Annotated in this window: 11 protein-coding genes; 4 read left to right on the forward strand and 7 right to left on the reverse strand. The window is 32.2% G+C overall.

Annotation, left to right across the window (positions count from 1 at the left end):
- Positions 1-502 precede the first annotated feature (502 nt).
- Complete coding sequence (locus LBP67_07125; protein MDR2084748.1) at positions 503-2,839, forward strand: BamA/TamA family outer membrane protein; 2,337 nt, start codon at positions 503-505, stop codon at positions 2,837-2,839.
- A 120-nt stretch (positions 2,840-2,959) separates the two neighbouring features.
- Here LBP67_07125 and LBP67_07130 read toward each other — a convergent pair whose 3' ends face one another.
- The 5 genes from LBP67_07130 to porU (LBP67_07150) form a co-directional block, all read right to left on the reverse strand.
- Positions 2,960-4,363, reverse strand: coding sequence for an AAA family ATPase (locus tag LBP67_07130; GenBank protein ID MDR2084749.1), 1,404 nt, complete (start codon positions 4,361-4,363; stop codon positions 2,960-2,962).
- Positions 4,363-4,845 (reverse strand): 2-C-methyl-D-erythritol 2,4-cyclodiphosphate synthase, encoded by a 483-nt coding sequence (gene ispF / locus LBP67_07135; GenBank protein ID MDR2084750.1) that lies wholly within the window; start codon positions 4,843-4,845, stop codon positions 4,363-4,365. Before ispF ends, LBP67_07130 begins: the two co-directional genes overlap by 1 nt.
- 11 nt (positions 4,846-4,856) lie before the next feature.
- A complete protein-coding gene (porV, locus tag LBP67_07140; GenBank protein ID MDR2084751.1) occupies positions 4,857-6,068 on the reverse strand; it encodes a type IX secretion system outer membrane channel protein PorV in 1,212 nt (403 codons plus the stop codon).
- A 77-nt stretch (positions 6,069-6,145) separates the two neighbouring features.
- The gene (gene porU / locus LBP67_07145; protein MDR2084752.1) at positions 6,146-9,928 is read right to left on the reverse strand and encodes a type IX secretion system sortase PorU; all 3,783 of its coding nucleotides are present in this window, start codon (positions 9,926-9,928) and stop codon (positions 6,146-6,148) included.
- Positions 9,928-13,746 carry a type IX secretion system sortase PorU gene (porU, locus tag LBP67_07150; protein ID MDR2084753.1) on the reverse strand — a complete coding sequence of 1,273 codons (3,819 nt, stop codon included), beginning with the start codon at positions 13,744-13,746 and terminating at the stop codon, positions 9,928-9,930. Before porU (LBP67_07150) ends, porU (LBP67_07145) begins: the two co-directional genes overlap by 1 nt.
- A 126-nt stretch (positions 13,747-13,872) precedes the next feature.
- Between porU (LBP67_07150) and LBP67_07155 the strand changes: the two genes are divergently transcribed.
- The 3 genes from LBP67_07155 (at position 13,873) to LBP67_07165 (ending at position 17,933) form a co-directional block, all read left to right on the forward strand.
- Positions 13,873-14,838, forward strand: a complete 966-nt coding sequence (locus tag LBP67_07155; protein ID MDR2084754.1) for a PorP/SprF family type IX secretion system membrane protein — start codon at positions 13,873-13,875, stop codon at positions 14,836-14,838.
- Positions 14,839-14,865: 27 nt separating this feature from the next.
- A complete protein-coding gene (locus LBP67_07160) occupies positions 14,866-16,350 on the forward strand; it encodes an SUMF1/EgtB/PvdO family nonheme iron enzyme (protein MDR2084755.1) in 1,485 nt (494 codons plus the stop codon).
- 230 nt (positions 16,351-16,580) lie between these two features.
- Positions 16,581-17,933 carry a UDP-N-acetylmuramoyl-tripeptide--D-alanyl-D-alanine ligase gene (locus LBP67_07165; GenBank protein ID MDR2084756.1) on the forward strand — a complete coding sequence of 451 codons (1,353 nt, stop codon included), beginning with the start codon at positions 16,581-16,583 and terminating at the stop codon, positions 17,931-17,933.
- A gap of 79 nt (positions 17,934-18,012) precedes the next feature.
- On the opposite strand, the gene LBP67_07170 is transcribed toward LBP67_07165, so the two are convergent.
- Positions 18,013-20,391 (reverse strand): ABC transporter permease, encoded by a 2,379-nt coding sequence (locus LBP67_07170; GenBank protein ID MDR2084757.1) that lies wholly within the window; start codon positions 20,389-20,391, stop codon positions 18,013-18,015.
- Between the two features lie 382 nt (positions 20,392-20,773).
- Positions 20,774-22,144 (reverse strand): MATE family efflux transporter, encoded by a 1,371-nt coding sequence (locus LBP67_07175; GenBank protein ID MDR2084758.1) that lies wholly within the window; start codon positions 22,142-22,144, stop codon positions 20,774-20,776.
- Positions 22,145-22,248 lie beyond the last annotated feature (104 nt).

The following is a 22,248-nucleotide window of genomic DNA, read 5'->3' on the forward strand; positions in this document are numbered from 1 at the left end:
ACTTACTTTTTTCAGGGTTAAACTTTTTATAAACGAATAAAGTATTATTATGCGTACAGTATAAATTAAATATAGTCCGTTTATGTTTAATTTCTAATGCTAACTATAAATCAAACTTCTTGTAAGTAATATTTCTACAAGAAGTATTTATATTATAAATGATTTATGCAAAATTGTTTACATCAACATCAAATCATCAAAATTAATATCATAAGCAGCTTTTACTTCATTGTTTGTGATATCTTAAGATTATTTATTTAACCCAAAGCTAAAAAATTATAATAAAAGATAAAGAATAATCTTATAAATTGTAATGTAAATTTCAAATTATTTTGATTATCACTTTTTTATTTTTGATCATAAAAATATTTATGTAATACAACATTTTCAAACATAATAATCAATTTTTAAACATCCTAATTTCAAAAAACTTTCGACTTTCAACTTTCAGCTTTCAACTATTTACTATCTTTGTCATTTATTTCGCATAAGTGTTTATTATATGCCTAAAAATAATACTAAATATTGGTTGTTGCTTTTAGTTGTTATTTCTGTGCTGTTCTCATCATGTTCGGGAGCACGGAAATTAAGCAGGCAAGGACCTTTATTGGTAAAGAATAAGGTTTATATTACAAATAATGATTCCACTGAAGTAGAAATTTCGGATCTTTCGGGTTATGTTTCACCTCAACCTAATAAAAAGTTTTTGGGTATGGTACGATTAAAACTTTGGTTTTATGAAGTATCTATGCTTGGCGAAAAAGACACAAAGTTTAAACGCTGGGTTAATAAAACTTTCGGAGAACCGCCCGTAATTGCTCATCAAGCGTATTTTGAAAATACTAAAATTCAGTTAGATCAACAGTTAAAAAATCTGGGTTATTATTATCCTCAAATCTCATATACTACAGACACAACCCGAAAAGGTAATGTAAAAGTAAATTATTTTGTTGATACTAAGATTCCTTATCGATATAAGGATTACAAAATAGAGATAGATAATCAGGAAATTATGGATCTTGCATATCCAGATACTACGGTTTCCTTAATAAAAATCGGCGATAGATTCAATACTTATACTTTGGATAAAGAACGGGAAAGAATTACTTCTATATTAAGAGATAACGGGTTTTATTTATTCTCAAAAGAACTTATTGAATTTACTGCGGATACCAATTTCAATTCTTTTAAAGTAAACCTTGCCATCGACATTTTAAATCCTACTGTTACAATCAATAATAAAAGAGAAGAATTAGAGCATCACAAATTTTATATCAACGATATAAATATTTATCCTAATTATGATTATTCAATAAATTATAATCAGCCCGAAAGATACGATATACGTCATTATGCTTATCCGTCAAGAACACCGGATATTAATGGAATGTACAATGTTTTTCAAGTTGGTAAAACAAAATTAAAGCACAGGGCAATTATTAGAGCTTTGGAGATACGGCCGGGAGATGAATTTTCCGCTCTAAAGGTTACACAATCAAACAGAGGGCTCTCTACTTTAAACATTTTACGTTATTCAAATATAACATTCAGTCCGGCTACCGATTATCAAGATAGCTTAATTAATTGTAATGTAGAATTAACGCGAAGACCCATTCACATGCCTTCAATAGAAACCGAAGTAACAAACACATCGGGGAAATTGGGGGTAGGTTTGAATCTTGTATATACTAACCGGAATATTTTCAGAGGAGGCGAAAGGTTTTACCTTAAAGCTTCGGGTGCGTTTGAAATGCAAGTAACTCAACGCAATGACGGCGAACCATTGATTAATACATGGCAATATGGTATTGCAGCCAATATTTTATTTCCAACTTTTCTGGCTCCTTTCAGATTAACGCGCTTTCCGAGATACCTGCAACCGAAAACCACTTTAGATATTGGCTACCATTATCAGAAAAGAACTCTGTATACCCGCTATTTGGGCAATGCTTCTTTCGGATATAACTGGAGGCGAAAATCTTATTTTCAATATATTTTTACACCTATAGATTTTAATTTGATTAAGATTCACAAGACGCCGGAATTTGAAGAAATTCTTGATAATTTTCATAATACTTTCTACAAAAGTAAATATACCGATCATATTCTTCTGGGAGCTAATTTTTCTTTCATTTTTAATAATCAGGACAGAAATAAATTCGGGAGTTTTTTCTATTTGAGAACTACTTTCGAATCTTCAGGAAATTTACTATATGGAATTGATAAGCTGTTTAAAAGAAGTTATAATGAAGGTTCACAATATTATGAAATTTTTAATATCAGGTATGCACAATATGTTTTGTTTGATTTTGATTTCAGGTTTTATCATTATTTGAGAGATAATAATGCATTTATTGTAAGGCTCGCTGCCGGTATAGGTGTTCCTTATGGAAACTCGATAGCTTTACCGATGGAAAAAGGATTTTTCGGCGGCGGCGCTAATGATATGAGAGGTTGGGCTTTGAAAACTTTGGGGCCCGGTTCATATAAAAGTGATTTAAAAGAGCGCCTCGGAGATATCTCAATTAAATTTAATTTCGAATACAGATTTCCTATTTATAAATTTCTTAGAGGAGCCGTATTTACCGATGCAGGTAATATCTGGCTTCTTAATGAAGATTCCGATTTTCCTGGCGGCGATTTTAAATTAAACAGGTTTTATAAGGAAATCGCTGTTGATGTAGGTGCAGGTTTACGCTTAGATTTCAATTATTTTGTTATAAGATTTGATGTAGGTGTACCTATTGTTGATCCGTCTCTTCCCGAAGGTTCCAGATTGAAAAAAGAATATAAATGGACTGATTTTATTCTGAATTTCGGAATCGGATATCCATTCTAATATAAAAGAAAAAGTCTATTCATTATTTTTGATATTTGATAGTACTCATTAATGAAAAGATAATTTCAATTCTTTCAAGATAATATGGCAGTTGAAAAATAACTCTTGAAAACTTTAAACTTACCTAATAATATACACTTTTGATTTTGAGCGTGTAACCGCAGTATAGAGCCATCTGAAATATTCTTTATTTAACATTTCTTCATTATAATAGCCCAAATCAATAAAAATATTATCCCATTGTCCGCCCTGTGCTTTATGGCAAGTCATTGCATAACCGTATTTTACCTGTAAAGCATTATAATACGGGTTTAATTTAATAGCTTTATGTCTTTCGTTTTTGCTTGTCAAATGCATATAATCCTCCATAATACTATTATATAAATTCATTCTATCTTCTAATGCAAGAGAAGGTAAATCGGTATCTAAAGTATTTAACAGGAGTATTACATCAAGAATCGGAGAATCAGCATTATCATATAAATTCACTGAAACATGGGCAAAATCATATCCGTAGATATTCTCAATTTTGTTGATTCTCATTATCTCAATCATTTCACCATTTGCAATAAATTGTGCTTCTTTACTCTCATCAAGCCAGAAATAATTATTCTTAATCACCATAAGCTTTTCACCGGCAGCAAGCACATTTTCATAAAACAAAATTCGGGCGCGGATAGCTTTATTATAAAGGTTGGCACGCTTATTAGACCTGCAGATAATTATTGATTCAATGTCCGAATATGAATTTCCGAAGCAATTATTCAGAGCATCTTCCAAATCATACGATTTTAATTCAGTAAAATATTTATCATTATAATCATTGAAAAAAGGCTCCGAAAAATCTTCCGAGAAAAGTTTCTCGCGTATATAAGTAGCATTAGCGAGCACTGGAGAGTCTTGAGTCTGTCGGACAACCTGATTTAAGTTTGAAATACTTGCAGATAAAGAATAATTATCTTGATAAGTTTTCGGAATAAGCGCCGGACTTTCCGAAAAATGTACCGGCGGAAGTTGTGCCGTATCGCCTATAACTATAAGTTTACAATTCGGCTGGGAGAAGACAAAAGAAATAATATCATCAAGCAGGTTTCTGCTGTACGAAAAATCAGAGGTATTTGAATTATCGGAAATCATTGAAGCCTCATCAATGAAAAAGATTGTGTTTGGCGATTTATTTTTGGTAAGAATTATTTTATAGTCACCAAGTTCATTTTTATATGAGAGGTAAATATGTTTGTGTATAGTAAATGCCGGATATTTACAATATCCCGACAGAACTTTAGCTGCCCTGCCCGTTGGTGCAAGCAGAGTAACTTTAAACTTTTGACTGCGCAATTCTTCAACTATTTCGGAGATTATGGTAGTTTTACCCGTACCTGCGTAACCATTGATAATATGAATGCTTTTGGAAAAGTTTTCGAATAAATATTTGTAAATATCCTTAAGGCAATTAACTTGGTCTTCGGTATGTGTATATACCGAATTGGTAACAATATTTGTAATGAACAGATTATTCATCATTACTCCGCATTACAAATCGAGACTATACAATAAGCTGCTACAGCATTATTTTTTCCGATCTCATCAAGTTCTTCGTTGGTTTTTGCTTTTACTGATATTTTAGAAACATCAATTTCAAGGATTTCAGCAAGATTATTTCTTATTGAATCGATAAAGGTGGAAAGCTTTGGCTTTTCAAGAATAATTGTACTGTCGATATTATTGATAATGTAGTTTTGATTTTTGATGATATCATAAACCTTTTTTAATAGGACGGCACTACTAATATTTTTGAAAGCGGGATTATTATCAGGGAAGTGGTTTCCAATATCTTTCAATGCGACTGCCCCTAAAAGAGCATCACAAAGGGCGTGAATAAGTACATCTCCGTCTGAGTGTGCTACACATCCTTTGTGATATGGTATTTTTATCCCGCCGATGACGAGTTCTCTTCCTTCGGCTAATTTATGAATATCATTACCGAAACCTACACGAAAGTTCATGGTTTCTTATACTATCTTGCCGAAGCGTCGAAATCTAATGTTAAGGAGAAGCGCAAAGTATTTTCAAGTGGGCTTCTTTGTTTTAAGGAGATCAGATATGATAAATCCAATGCGAAAACATTATATTTAACGCCTGCTCCTACAGTAATGTATTGACGATCACCTTTTCTGGGGTTTTCATATAAATAACCCAAACGCACCGCCAGTAAATTATTATACCAATATTCCGCACCTACGGATATATTAATTTCTTGTAACTCTTCGCGAAAAACTCCAATTTTTGCATACTCACCATTATCAAGCTGGGTATATCCGGGAGCATCATAAAAAGATTGGATCATACCCATCAGTAAGGAAACATTACTGTCTTTTCCGTATAAAATATTACCTTCATCATCTTCAATAGGAGGAGTAGGAACTAAAAGTTTGGATATTTCAACTGCTAAGAAAATACTGTTATAATCATCAATATTTAATTTCAAAGAGGGGCCTATTCTCAAATTGGTAGGAATAAATTCTTTATGCTGTTTAGTAACTTCATAAGACATTTTTGAACCTATATTAGATATATTAACACCAAGGGCAAATTCGGCATCCATTTGAGCAATTGTAAGGGGTTCAACATAGTATATTGCAATATCGGCAGCAACTGAAGTACCCGCTTTAGTGCCGGATGAGTTCGATAATCCGTTAGTTAAATCCGAATAGATAAAACGGCCGGCAACAGCACCGGAAATTTTTTCGGAGAATTTTCTGGAATAGGTTGCATCAATAGCAAATTCATTCGGTTTTGCAGGGCCTAAATCTCTTCCTTCATAATCTCTAAAAGTTATTTCACCCAAAGAAAAATATGTTAGAGTAGCGGCAACAGCTGATTTATCATTTATTTTATAATATCCCGCAACGTTAAAAAGATTGATATCCGTAATACCTAAACTACGCATCCATGGTATATAATTTAATGATACACCTGCGGTTTTATTCAGGAACGCATACTTTGCAGGATTCCAGTGCATTGAATTAGCATCAGGAGATGTGGAAACCCCAACATCACCCATTGAGCCTGAACGAGCATCAGGAGATATTGTCATAAACGGGACAGCGGTTGTAATAGAATTTAAACCCATCTGAGCATATTTAGTATTAAGATCATCCTGAGCATTTAAAGATGCTGCTATTGAAATAAACAATACACTTAATAATACACTTTTTAAAATCTTCATAATTTATTATTTGTTAAATTTTACTTAAGCATGGTTCCCCACACATTTGAAATAACGCTTTTTTTTCCTTAATATTATTATTCAATAAAAATTTTATCCGAACAAATCGCCTTTCTCACATCGTCGGCATATATTGTAACAACATATATATATATTCCGGAACTTAATTTCGTTCCATTATTATTTGTACAATTCCAAGGGATATTTAATTGATTGGAAGTTGTGGCAGATATTTTTTGTTTTAATTGTGTTTTCTTATTTCCTGAAATATCATAAACATCTATCATCACATCAAAATCACTATTAATTATATTATGAGTTATGTAAAACTCCGTATGATTATTATTAACCGGATTCGGCGACACATATACATCAATCAGCTTAGGTTTAATATTTTCCGCCACAGTAAAATACAATGTTTTTTGAGTTAAATTACCCATTACATCATAAACATCAATCGTTATATAGTTATCACCCAAAGGTAAATCTGTTAATTCATACTCAATATAACCTCTCTGATAATCATCATTTTCTAACACAAAATAAGAATTAAGGATATCAAAAGACGAATAATCTTCATTTAATATATATGATATTTGTTTTCCGATACTATTACCATAAAAATCTATTCCAGATTCATCAAACAAATAAATATATAAATTAGCATCTTTACCAATAATATCATAATTTTCAAAATAAGGATGATTAATATAAGCAGTTACCCGCGGACCCGAAGTATCCGAATAATCATCACTTTCACCTTTGAAGTTTATGCTTGAGACAGATCCTATTGCTGTAATATTATTAATTGTATCATAGGCATAAAGTTGTAACTTTAATGTAGAATCACCGGCATTTAAATTGTTCGGTAGTCTAAATGTAATGTCAAACTCATTATTTTCGATGCTTACGACACCTTTGCTTATTATTTTATCTCTAATATAAAAATTCATAGGTGTACTGTATTCATGGCCCAATGTTCTGTATTTAGTAGGCTGATCATACAATTCATAGCTCAAAAATCCGTTGAAGTCTTTTTCTAAAATAATACGACCGGTAACATTAACTAATTCCGAATTTTTAAACGTAATGCTATCAATTATGCTATTTTGATTTATCAATTCGACTTCAATATTATATTCCGGGTAATTAATTTTCATAGCCGGATCGCCGAACAAATGAATACTCTTAAAAAGAAGTTCCACATTTTGTTTCCCGGCAAGGAATATTTCGCCAGCAGTAAGTCCTCCGTTAATAGTAGGATAACGAAGCAATTCAATAATTTTACCGAAAAGATTATAACAGATTGTTGCATAGCTTGTTCTCGATGTTGAAATTAAGGAAACTGCTCCACCTTTCGGACTTTGAATAAGATGTTTTGCGGACGGATAAAGATTTAATTGATCAAACCCGAAATAATCACAAGTAGCGGCAACAACCAAGGGCATATTATCAATATTATTTATCCTTTGTATAGAGGGTACCGTAAGCAAATTTTCACCGGCCCACCCTAATTTGCTGCCATGTCCATAATAAGCAACTATTAAAGCTCCTTCATTAAAACTGTTTATTAAGTAATCCGTTGCATCGGGAGTAGTATAACCTGAACTGGATGACACATGTTCAAAAGCATCAATATATACTTTATTAAACATAAAATGTTGGTTATAACTATTAATTATAGTATCAATTTTCTCCATATACATCGGATAAACATTACTTTCCGAATCAGCCCTAGTATGGCCGTCATCAGCCACACCAACGAATCTCGATTTCCATGTTCCATCCGATGAAGATTTACTTTCATAATAGTGCTTCACTTTTTGAAAATAACCTTCAATATCTATCTCATTATTAAAAGGTATTCTTCCTATCGGAATATCTATATACCCTTTACATTCTGCTCCTTCATCTTCATCCATCAAAACATAATAATCATCCGTTCCATAAGATCTGCTGGATTCCAATGATTCATAAGACTCATAAGTAGGCATTAAGTTGGGTTCGACAGCTAAAATATTTTTATAATCAAAACTGGTTGTGCCAAAAAGTAATACATTCTTAGGGTAAGTTTTACCTGACGACAGATATATATGTCTGATAAAATTTCTTATCGCACTTAAATCAAGTGCTCCACATGAAAATTCATTATAAATCTTATCTAATTCCACAACCAAGTATGAAGAACCGCTTTTTTCTTTATGAAGTTGTCCGAACATTTCCGCTTGTTCAATAAATTTTCCTTCGGGAACAATATAAATATTATCCACATGTGATGTTGAAAAAAGATCCTGATTTGCTATCTTTCTATCAAAAATAGGGTTTTTCAAATCTTTATAATAAAAAGCGACAAATTCTTCGGGCAGATCTTGAGACTGGGTATTATAATAGAATAATGTAGTATCATTAGAATGATTAAGTGATATATCTATAGGATTCAATTTATCCGTTATATTCCAAACATTAATACCAACTGACGAATTTGTCAAAACATATTTTACACCATCAGGTTCAGAATAAAAATACGGATCTCTAAAAGTAAATTGATCTCCCGGATATTTTAATTTTGATCTCAGATTTAAGTTTACATAGCCCAAATAAGCTTTACCGCCGGCAGAGTTGGACGAATACTGAAATTTAACTTCAATATTAGGATTATTTAAATTAATCGAATGGTTAAAAATCTTTTCTCGTCCGACATAATTACCTGAAACTCTACTTATACTCTGCACATTATAATGCTGCCCGTTTACAATAGCATTCACATAATTAGTCCCGCTTGACACACACATAATTCTATAAACTATATGACTACTGGAATTTTCATCGTCAGCAGCAAGTTCAGGTACGGAAAACATTTTAGGTACGATAAAAAGCTCAGTATCATCGAATTCTTCACCAAACCATAAATTCCCCGAATTTAATATATTGATTAAAGGGTTTTGATAAAAATCTAATTTAGTATAATTTGTAATTGTTTTTTTACTGTTAATGAAATTGGAGTTATCAAATACGCTGATTCTTTTCCCTTTCTCACTGCTGATGTTCAGTAAAAAAAATGCAGTCTCCGAGTAATGGTTGTATTGATGCGAATATAAATATTTTGATTTGTCGTATTCCCAACTATGAGGACCTTCTAAATAAAAAAGAATACTGTCTCCTTTATCGAAAGTTCCATCTCCACCGTCTTTTATGATAATTGGGATTTCAGGTGCATTATCCAAAATTGCTTTACTATTTGATTCGGGAAGGAAATATCCTTTATTGGCAAAAATTCTTATGTTATCTGATTTCAATCCCTTAACATCAACATTGTTATCTAATAAGTCTTCGTAGGTAAGGCAATATACTCCTTCCGAAAGAACTTTAAATCTATACCAATCGCCTTTCGATAAAACGGATCTACTCGGCAGTTCTCGATTGGGTTTAGACCTTTTTTCTGTAGTAACAACAATATCAAAAGATGTTACCATTATGCATTCTCCGGATTTACTATCAATATAATAAGGATAAAGAATAAATCCACATACAGAAGAATCCCCGGTAAGACCAAATGACCAATCAAAGATTACATCTTCATCATAAACATTATCACAAATATTTTTATCCGTACATCTTGTTCCTGATATATTTTTAATTGACATTTCTTTACATACTTCTTCACTATTCAAAGTAATATTTTCCATATAAACCGGAAGGGAAGTACTATCAATAAGATATGCGGCATTTTCAAAAGACAATAAGTTATTGCTTTTGCTATAACTCCAATTAATAGAATAATTATATGTAGTTTGTGCAAAAACGCTATTACATAATGTAATAATCAGAACAAAAAAGGTAAATATTATACATTTTTTCATTAAAAATTCATTTTAAGTAATTTTCCGGCACACGAAGAAGTCGCACCAGATTCATCAGTTAAAATCAACCGGTAAACATATATTCCGGGATTAATACTTTTACCGTTATCGGTTTTTCCATCCCATGTTATAAAATGTTCATTAGAACTGCTTGAGGTAAATGTTTTCGATAATGTTTTCATTAACTGTCCGTTTAATGATGCTATATATAATGTAACCGATATAATATTTCCGGATTGGTTATGCGATAGTACAAATGTTGTTTCATCTGTAAACGGATTTGGATAATTATATAAATTTGAAATATAGATTGTATCTGAAGATATAACTACAAATTCAATTTCGGAAGTAGCCGAATTATTAAATACGTCCCAAGCTCTGATAGCCATTTTATGTTTTCCGCTCTCCAAGTTAAACATCGGGTAATTAATTACACCGCTTTGATATGAATCCAAATCCGATTCATAAAATGTATTCATAGTATAAATCCTGTCCAAATTATCATCAATATATCCGATAATATCATGACCTATACCATTACCTGTTGTATTAATACCGGATTTATCATAAAGTTTCGCGATAAGAACGGGATTTTCATTAGTATAACCGCCATTAACGAACAATGTATCATTGATAAACAAATCAATATCCGGACCTTGTTCATCAACTTCGGAAGGATTAATATTTCCCCCAACAACATATTCATCATAAAACCCATTACCATCGGTTTGTCCATCGGTAAAATAGAAACTCATTTTTGCTTCTCCAAAAGTATAGGCTATATCTTTAGGTGTAATAAAAGAGAATTTGAATTTTCCATTAACAATACTTACTTTGCCTTTATAAATTATACTATTATCGGCATAAAAAGTTTGAATACTTGCACCGTCGTTACCAAGCGTACTCACCAATGACGGTTTATCATGAATTTCAGGATAAATTATTCCATTATAATTACTCATGGTGTTACCGTATTTATCGCGTAATTCACCCTCAATTTCAACATAAGAAAAAGCTCGTATTGTATCTGTTTCCACTCCGTCAACAAGAATTTTGGTAATATTAACCGCGGAATTATACTTAGGATAATTAAGAGGTATAGCCGGATCGCCTAATAAACCGTATGCTCTTGTATTTGCAGATGTAGTGGAATAACTATTTTTGGTTTCACGTACTATATCCCCAATATTTTTAAACTCATTATTATCATCTTTCACAAAAACTTTTTGAAAGAAACTTTTAAACAGCGGTTCATTACCGCCACCGGTAACGCGAGTAGTAGAAAGCATTCCCACAGCACCGCCTTTTCTATTTAATAATACCAACTCACCGGCAGAAACAGTCGAAGGATCATCATAAACGGAGAAACTACATGTTGCCGTAATAAAAAAAGTAAGTTTATCATAATTTTTCCAGCTATTAATGTCTGATATTGCAACATACTGTTCCAGTCCTAATTGTTTAATTCCTCCATGTCCCGAATAAATAAAAATCAGAGTTCCTTTATCAATTCTCGCACTAACATCTGCAGTAACCTCAGGATATCTTTGCCCTCCCGCAGTAGTTACTTGAGTATATGCTCCGGCATATATTTTATTTGCACTAAACTCCTTAAAATTATTTTCAATAATATTAGCATAAGACTCCGAATAATTCAAATGATATAATTCATTATTATCGGCATCATCGGCAAGAAATGTTACAATGTTTCTCCAATCGCCGAATTGTTCCTCAGTATTACTTGTATAATGCAAGATTTTATCAATAACATATTTTGTATCCTCAACGGTACTTGTAGGAATTCTACCGACAGCTACATCAATAGCATCTCCGTTATTATAAAGTCCTTCAAGATCATCCAAATATCCGTAAAAATCATCACTACAGACACTGCTGCTGGTATTTAATGTTTCAACAACACCGGCATCTCTCGATTGATGTATTAAAATATCACTAGTATTAGGATTTATTCTATCCAATGGGTCATAAGAAGCACCGCCAACCAACAATAGATATCTGGGTTCTTTACCTTCATCGGCATTATCATACCACATTTTCATCATGTCTCTTATCGCACACAAATCGGGAACACCGGAAGAAAATTCATTATATACATGTTCAACATCAATCATATATGTTTTCAAACCAGTATTAACATGATATTGATAAAGTCTTGTTACCTCATCTTTTAGAATATCCTTATAAATAATTACCATATCGGGAGAATCTTTCGCATGTATATTCTGATTGGCAATAATACTTTTATGAAATTCAACCGATTTCGTTTCAGAGCCGTCATAACAAACATATTGATAAATTTTATCAGTATAAAAAGGAAAAGTAATGTTCGACTGATTGTTTGAAAATGTAACTTGTGCCGGTTCGGCAGGTTTCGTAATATCCAGAATCCTTAAGTTTGATGTACTACCGCTAACAGCTATTTTATACTCAGCCACATCACCGCTAAAATTTGTATTGTATGACCTAAAGAACAACGTACCAGAGGAGTAACTCAACTTCCGATAAGCATTTACGTATATACAACGTAACCATGCATTTGATGTGGAACCGGGTTTTGAGTAAGTCATAGTTACATTAATATTATCTGATGAGGGGAGAAAACCGGAATTATCTCTTCCGGCAAAAGCGTAACGACTACCTAATTGGGTACTTACAACACCAAAAGTAAATGTTTTTGAATAGTTCTCCACTCTAACATTAAAAGTTGATGTTGAAAATTGCCTTGCCGCAACTTCATAGAATATTTTTGTTTCTTTATTAGTTACTATGTTCGGAAAGTTAAATGAAAAAGTTTGTTGAGTATTGACATCAAAAGAATCTCCGAACCATTTCCTACCCGACTTAATAAGATTGACCGTAGCAGATTCACGGGCAAGATAATCAACAAAATCAGTAACAGTTTGGGCAGGAGTTCCTGATACGGCTTCTCTTGTTCCAATTCTTTTACCGTCGGCCTGGCCAAATGTTAAGAAATAACCGGATTTTTTTGTGTAAAGGTTTTTATAAAACATAAACATCCCATCTTCATATTTCCACTCATCAGGGCCGCTTCCATAAAAAAGAATATAATCACTGCTGTTGAACTTTCCGTCTTCTTCCCCAATAACCCAAATCGGTACTTCATTAAGATCATTATATCTTTCTTTTCCGGCAATTTCGTTTAACATTTTACCTCCATTACCGAAAACCTGTAATGTTTTAGGATTGATATTATCAACATCAACTCCTAAATCTTTCAATTCCTGATAAGTAATTTTGTAGAAACCGTCTTCATCAACAAAAAATTTATACCAAGTTCCTTTACTAAGTTTTGAATTACCGTAAGTATGATTTTTTGTCTGAACACCTTTTTCAATTTCCCCCAAATCATCAATAAAATAATAAAATGTTTCAAGTCTTTCATAAACACCCAATTCATTATTAAACCTAACCGGGATAACATGAAAGTTTAAAACAGGTTTTTTTCTATCAACAGAAAAGAAAAATTTAAATTGAAAATCGCTTTCAATACATTCAACTCCTTCTATTCCAATTAATTGCTCATTGGGAATTATCGAAACTATTCCTTCCAGAAAGTTCACATTCAAATTATTATGTACAACATTTTCCTGATAAATATATAACGGAAGATAATTTGTTTCACTAATATGAACGGCATTATCAAAATCCAATACTTTAATTACATTATCATAAATATTTATATTCGAATTATCATTCCATTTGATTGTTACCATTTGTGCCGATAATACGTATGTAATAAATAAATATATATATACTAAAAATAATTTTTTCTTCATTAAATCAATTTTAAATGCAATAATACAATATTTCTAACGATTTTTGGTTAAAAATATTATAAAAACTTATTCGGTTAAAAATACGATTACTCAATAATTATTTATATTTTTGCGCTGAAATTTTTTATGAAACGTATTGTTTGCATAATTATTCTAACGTTGATATTCATTTCAATGAAAGCACAAGATCCGGCGTTTTCTCAATTTTACGCGAGTCCGTTATACATTAATCCTGCTCTGGCAGGAACAACCGAATGCGGCAGATTAGGATTGAATTACAGATTACAATGGCCGGGGTTTGATGCATATAATAGTTTTGGCGTAACTTACGACCAGAATTTGGAAGATATCAATAGCGGTTTCGGCGTTCAAGTTATATCTTTTATGCCTGATGATATTTTGCGTCAATACAGCATTAACTTATTTTATTCTTATCAAATTAAAGTAACTCAAAAGCTTTATATAAGAGCGGGATTATCCGGCGGGATAAGAATGCATGATTTTAATACAGGATCTATTGTTTTACCGGACGGCACTACAGGTTCATCAGAAGGTTTGAGCAACCAATTGTATTATGTACCCGATTTTTCCATTGGAGTTTATGCTACTTACGACGGAAAATATTATGCCGGTTTTAGTGTTGCACATTTTACAAGCGGTATCGGTAACGGTGAAAATGCGAGATATTTTAAAAACGCTTCAACTATTAAATATACGGTGCACGGCGGCTTGGATATCCCTTTGGATCTTAGGGAAGAATATTCTTTATCGCCGAATTTTATTTATCAACACCAAGACGGATTTGATAATTTCTATCTTGGCTTATATGCTAATTTGAAAATGATTACCACAGGATTATGGTATAAAAATAATGTTTGCTTTACAAGTCCGGATATGAATTCTCATGCGTTATGCGCATTAGTTGGAATATCTTTCGAAAAAATCAAAATCGGATATTCTTATGATTTTAATATCACCGGTGTAGGTTTAAAATCACATGGTTCACATGAAGTTTCATTGCAATGGAACTTCTGCATTTATCAAGGTCCGCAAAAAAGAGTAATCAGGGCAATAAAATCGCCACAATTTTAGTTATTAATATAATTTGAAATATATAAAATGATGAATTCTAAGAAAACAAACCTATTTTCATTAATTATTTTAGCCGGAATTATTCTATTTTCCGGATGCGATAGAAGTTCATATTCTCCTACCACAGGATGGAGATACAATGATCCTGATAACGGTGGTTATACGGTAGCAACAGATTATGTTGACCAAATGGCCGGTCCGGGTCTCGTGTTTATTGAAGGCGGAACTTTTGTAATGGGACAAGTTTATGATAATGTTATGGGTGAATATGATAATTATCCGAGAAAAATTTCTATCTCTTCATTTTATATGGATGAAACAGAAGTTGCCAATACAGATTATCTCGAATATTTATATTGGATGAGTCGCATCTACGGTGTAGATTATCCCGAACTTGTAAGAAAAGCTTTACCGGATACTTTGGTATGGAGACAAAAATTAGGTTATAACGAACCAATGGTTACCAACTATTTGAGGCATCCTGCCTATAAAGATTATCCTGTGGTTGGCGTTAACTGGGTACAAGCACGCGATTTTTGTACATGGCGTTCAGACCGCGTTAATGAACAATTATTAATTAACTATGGTATCCTTAACCATGACCCCGCCCAAAACAGTAGAGATCATTTTACTTCGGGAACATATTTAGCCGGTCAATATATCGGTAATGTTAATCAGAATCTTGTTGATAATAACCCTAATGGTACAGGCGAAAGACGCGTAAGATGGGAAGATGGTATTTTATTACCGAATTACAGACTTCCTACCGAAGCCGAATGGGAATATGCAGCATACGGCTTAATAGGTAATACTTACCAAAACAATATTGTCGAAAGAAGAGTTTATCCTTGGAATAAAACAGGTTTACGTACTGATGAAAGAGCTTATTACGGAAGCTTGATGGCAAATTTCCGCGCCGGTTCGGGCGATTATATGGGTGTTGCCGGTTCTCTTAACGACGGTTCAATGTTTCCTGCCGAAGTTGCTTCTTATTGGCCGAATGATTTCGGTTTATATAATATGGCAGGCAATGTAGCGGAATGGGTTTTCGATGTTTATCGCCCAATGTCTTTTATGGATGTTTCGGATCTTAATCCTGTAAGAGGTAATGTTTTCCAGAAACCCGTAACAGATGAAGATGGAAATCTCGCGGAAAAAGATGAATACGGAAGATTACGTTATGAAGATGTTACTGTTGAAGAAAACCTTACAAGAAGAAATTATCGTCAAGCCAATAATATCAATTATCTTGATGGCGATGTAATGTCACAAGTAGACGGCAACTGGGCTGACCCGGGAGATAATACTTCAGCAGTAAGTAATAAAATGTACGAATACGGCACAAGAAGTCTAATCTCCGATGAAACAAGAGTTTACAAAGGCGGTTCTTGGGTTGATCCCGCTTATTATTTAAGTCCGGGAATAAGAAGATATCTGCATCAAGATGAAGCTACAAATTATATCGGCTTTAGATGCGCAATGGATAAATCAGGAGGACAAACTATCTACTAAAAACATAAATTTGTTCATAATTCAGATAAACCAACATGATGTGTTTTGATACAGAATTTCCATCATGTTGGTTTTTTTATTGAAAATTTTATATCAAGGATTCATATAGAAATATTGTTCATCTCTTTATAAAGTTAAAATGAAAAAGACTAATAGAATTTAGTAGATGGATTCTTACGCTTTGAAATAATAATATTTCAAAATTGAAACCTCGAACTTTTTTAAATAAAATGAAAATAGAAACTTTATACGAAATATTTCTCAAATATGGGAAAGTCTCTACCGATAGCCGTTCGGTGGATAAAGATTCTATCTTTTTTGCATTAAAGGGAACAAATTTTAATGGTAATAAATATGCATCGGAAGCCCTTGAAAAAGGTGCTGCTGTTTGTATTGTTGATGAAAAGGAATACTATAATACAAATGATTCGCGATTTATTTTAGTTGATGATTGCTTGAAAACCTTGCAGGATTTAGCTGCTTTTCATAGATCTAAATTTAATTTTCCTGTAATCGGAATTACAGGTACAAACGGAAAAACCACAACTAAAGAACTTATTGCCGGTGCACTTTCTCTTAAATATAAAGTAAAAGCAACGTCGGGAAATCTGAATAATCATATCGGCGTTCCGTTAAGCTTATTATCCGTAAATAATATACACAATACCGACTTCTGCATAATTGAAATGGGTGCAAATCACGTAGGAGAGATAGCTTCTCTTTGTGAAATAGCAAAACCAAATTATGGAATTATTACGTCAATAGGAAAAGCTCATCTAGAAGGTTTCGGCTCATTAGAAAATATTATCAAAACTAAATTAGAACTCTACAATTTCATTGATAAAACCAAAGGAAGTTTATTTATTAATTTGTGTAACGAAATCCTGATAAAAAATCTACCAAATAATACGACTAATATTTTTTATAAAGACATAAGTAAGAAGATCGAAAATTTGAAAGTTCAAGGACATGAAATTACAAATTCTGTCGATATATTTTGTTCGGGAAGGCTTGATGAAACAACGATGAATCTTTCTTTTGACTGGCAAACAAAGAGAAGTGAAAAAGTTTTCCATGTGGAAGGTAAAATGTATGGAAGGTATAATTTTATTAATATGCTTGCTGCGGCTTGTATAGGAAATTATTTTGATGTTTCCGGAGAAGATATTACCCAATATTTGAGTAATTTCGAATCTGATAATAATCGTTCGCAAATTATCAAAATAAATAGTAACACAATAGTAAGTGATGCTTATAACGCAAATCCTTCAAGCATGGAAGTCGCACTCGATACTTTCAATGAAATAAAAGTTTCTAATAAAATCCTAATTCTCGGCGATATGTTTGAACTCGGAAACGATACTGAAAAAGAACATAAGAAAATTTTGGATAAGTTACGTAGTATGAATGTAGAAAAAGTTATTTTGATAGGAAAGAATTTCCAACAGCTAAACTCTGAATACGAAACTTATCTTACGGTTGACGAAGCAATTCAAAACTTCAACATTCAAGAATTAGAAAACAAGAACATCCTGATAAAAGGCTCAAGAGGAATGCGGCTGGAAAAATTAATCAAAATATAAGAGATAATAATATCTTTTCAAGAAAGTATCGGTTCAAAACACAAAATCCGAAATTAAAATCATTTTAAACAATTATTTTTTATTCATATTTTAATGCTTCTACAGGATTTTTCATTGCTGCACGCCAACTTTGCCAGCTTACAGTAATTAATGTTATCACAAGAGCTAATAATCCTGCCAAAAGAAATATCCATATATTAAGATTTGTTTTAAAAACAAAATTATCCAACCATTTTGTCATCAAATACCAAGAAATCGGAACAGCAATTACAAATGCGATAAGTACCTGTATAATAACGCCTGAGTTCAAAAGTTTGATTATTTCGAATTCGGTAGCACCGTTAATCTTACGCATTCCTATTTCTTTAGTCTTCTGTTTGCTCATTAATAATGACAATCCGAATAATCCCATACAAGTAATTAGTATTGCTACAAATGCAGATATTCCTATAAGCCTTGAAAATCTTATATCCTTTCTGTAAAACTGGTTAAGAACATCATCAATAAATTGAAAATTAAAAGGTGTCGTAGCTCCTGATTCCGACCATGCTTTCTCCAAATAATTAATTGTATTTTTAATATTATTTGTATTCAATTTGATAGCTATCTCACTAACCATCTTTGGATTCAATACGATAACCATTGGAGGAATAGGTTCGTAAATCGAGTACATATTGAAATCCGAAATAACCCCAACGATTTTACCGAACACAACCGGATGCCCGATTACTTCCGTTATTCCCAACTCATTAACGGTAGCTTCGTTTACTAATGCTCCACCAACCGAACTTTCAATATCAAAACCTTTTCCGTCTAAAACTTTTATTCCCATTGTCTCAACAAAATCATAATCGACAAAATTATAATATAACTGTGCCATCTCCGAAGGATCATTGGCTTTAGGAGTGCTTATCATCATCTTTCCATTAAAAGGGGGGACCCATAATGCTCTTGAAATAGAAATGACATCAGGATTTTCTTGAATTTTTTGCTTAAAAACATCATAATTTACATCACCGGCAGAAATTTTAATCAGACCTTCTTTATTTATACCTATATCCATATTAAATGCATAATTTATTTGCCTGTTCATAATTATCATAGAAGAGATTAATATTATGAATATAACAATCTGAAATACAACCATAACCTTGCTAAACAATCTTTTACCGGACTTCGCCATAATCTTATTTTTTAAAACTTCTACAAGATTAAATGATGTAGTTCTAACGGATATGATAAGTCCCGATAAAACTCCCATTATGGTAGTTATTAATATCAAACAAACTAAAACAAACAAAAATGACGAGCTTAATGTTAGTTCGTAAGATTTATTTAGTAGGATGCTGATCCATGGGAATAATGAACTTGCCAGAAACATTGCAATCGGCAGAGCTATTAATGATATTAATGTAGACTCAAATATCATTTGAGCAATAAGACCTGATCGTGATGCTCCGCATATTGACTGGATCGCCAGAGATTTTGTCTGGGTCATCATCTGAGCCGTAGTGAGATTCAGATAATTAATAAAAGCGATAAACAAAATCAAGAATCCTACCGAGATTAAGATGAATAACATCTGAGTATTTCCTTTGTCGGGATTATTATTATCAAAAATATTTTCAGAATTGAAATAAATACTTCTTAATGGTTGTAATGATAATTTCAAAATCAGATTTTCATTAGAGTAGTCTTCGCCGAGTTTGGCAAGTTTTTTAGAAAACTCATCAATATCAGCATCTTCTTTTAATAATATGTAATTAGTAAAAAACTGACTGCTTGTCCATGATTTTTGGAGGTCAGTAAAATCTACACTGTTTCCAACGGTAATAATAGTCTTTCTCAAATGCTTAAAAGCTAATTCGCTATTCGTTATTACCGAAGCTTTGATTGTAACATTAGATTTAAAATTATTAAAAACGCCAATCACTTCCATTTCATATTCTTCTCCCGACAATTTTATTTTAATTAATTTTCCTAATGGAGTTTCATCACCATAATATCTTTCGGCAATATCTTTATTTATGAGAATTTTATTATCAACTTCATCAAACCCTTGTAAATCTCCTTCAATAATATCAACTCCAAACATATCAAAAAAAGAGCTTTCAGTACATAATAAATGTTCTTCCAACAAAAAATTATCATTATGAAATATTTCATATTGCGGAATATTATATTGATGAGCATATGTTTCAACCTCAGCAAAATTATCATATATAGTTTCGCCAAGAACAAAAGGAGTGTTCGCCCACAAATTAGTATTATCATTATTCAGTACGCGGTAAATCTTATTATAGTTTTTAAAAGATTTATTATATCCTGTTTCGTTGATTACAAAAACAGTAACAATAGTAACAACTGTCAATCCTAAAACAAGTCCGAGCAAATTAATTAATGAATTAGCTTTATTACTTAATAGGTGTCTTATACTTAGTAAAATATTTTTTCTCATTCTATCAATTTTAATTATTGTTTTCGGAAATTATTCTTTTTGCGGAATAATTATGCTTAAAATTATTTTGGAGATTTATTTTGGAAGATTTATGCCAGAAAACATTTATTACTTATAATCAACAATTAACAAAATAAATACAATATTTTGCGTCAAATAATTAGACATAAATGTTCGTTTTTTTTACAAATAACCTCGGGTGTTGAAAGAATTCCGTTTTTTACAAATAGGTGGAAAAGTAGAATGCAAATTAGACATACTTACTAATAAAATTAGTAATAAAAAATTAAAAATCACCTACATAATTTCAATGGAAAATCAATATATAAATTATGATAATTAAGTAAATATTCTCATTGGAAATAATCCAACTAAAGAGAATTTATCCATTTAATTTAATCATCTCAGAATCCATTTTTTTAATCTGTTTCGTTACCAAAATTATAGCAAGGACTGATGAAATAATATCGGAAATGGGTATTGACAACCAAACACCAAAAGTATCTTCAAATAGAGGTGGAAGTATTATCAATAATGGTATTAGGAATAATAACTGACGGGTTAAAGATAAGAATATCGCTTGTGCGGGTTTCCCTATAGATTGGAAAAAGTTGGAAATAACTATGCTGAACCCTACAACCGGAAAAGCAATATTTGTAATCCTTAATCCTTGCTTTGATACTTCAAGCAAAGTTGGATCGGTTGTAAACATTTTTGCAATTGTATAAGGAAATGCAATACACAAAAGCGCACCGATACAAACTACAACTGTAGCAGCAATACTTCCTAATTTCAATGCGGATTTCAATCTGTCGTATTTCTTTGCTCCGTAATTATATCCGATAATCGGTTGCATACCTTGAGTAATACCATTTACAACCATAACAAACAACATACTGAATCGATTAACAATTCCATACGCTCCGATACTTATGTCGCCGCCGATTCTCTTTAGTGCATTATTAATAAAAATTACGACAAGACTTGCACAAAGATTAACCAAAAAGGGAGCGGTTCCGATTACAATAATTTCTTTTGATAACCTAGGTTCAAATTTAAAGATACCTTTCTTAAAGTGTACAAAAGATTTTTTCTGAGAAAAGTGATATAGAGAAATGGCTAATCCCAAAACCTGTGCAAGAATAGTTGCCAGAGCAGCTCCGAAAATTCCCATTTTGAAAACGAAAATAAACAATGCATCCATGACACAATTGAAAATAATTGTAATGATCGGAACATTCATTGCCATTCGCGGATATCCCGAACTTCTTAATAGTGCAATTAATCCGAAATATAAATGAGTAACAACATTACCTATTACCAAAACTTTCATGTAGTCATAAGCGTAAGGCAATGTTTCTTCACCTGCACCGAAAAGTATCAGTACAGGTTTTAGCCATACCAGAAAAACAACAAGTTGAACTATACCTATCGCAATATTCAGAATCACAGTATTCCCAAGTATTTTATCAGCGCTGGCAAAATCTTTTTGCCCCATTTTTATAGACATGAGCGAAGCTGCGCCAACACCAACCATACTTCCGAGTGCGGCAGAAATATTCATCAACGGGAAAGATACTGCCAATCCGGATATAGCCATTGCCCCCACTCCATGTCCGATAAAAATACTATCAACAATATTGTACAATGACGATGTGATCATGGCAATAATCGCCGGAAATGCGTAATATGCCAACAATCTAGATACCTTTGCAGTACCCAGAGATAAAGGATTACTTAAATCTTCTTTCATGATATATTTTGCTTGCTTGAAAAAGCTTGCAAAAGTACAAAATAATTGATAATTGACAGTTATCAATTAACAATTTGGTGATAAATATTACAATAATGAAAGTT

Source organism: Bacteroidales bacterium, from assembly GCA_031276035.1.
GTDB lineage: Bacteria > Bacteroidota > Bacteroidia > Bacteroidales > BM520 > RGIG7150.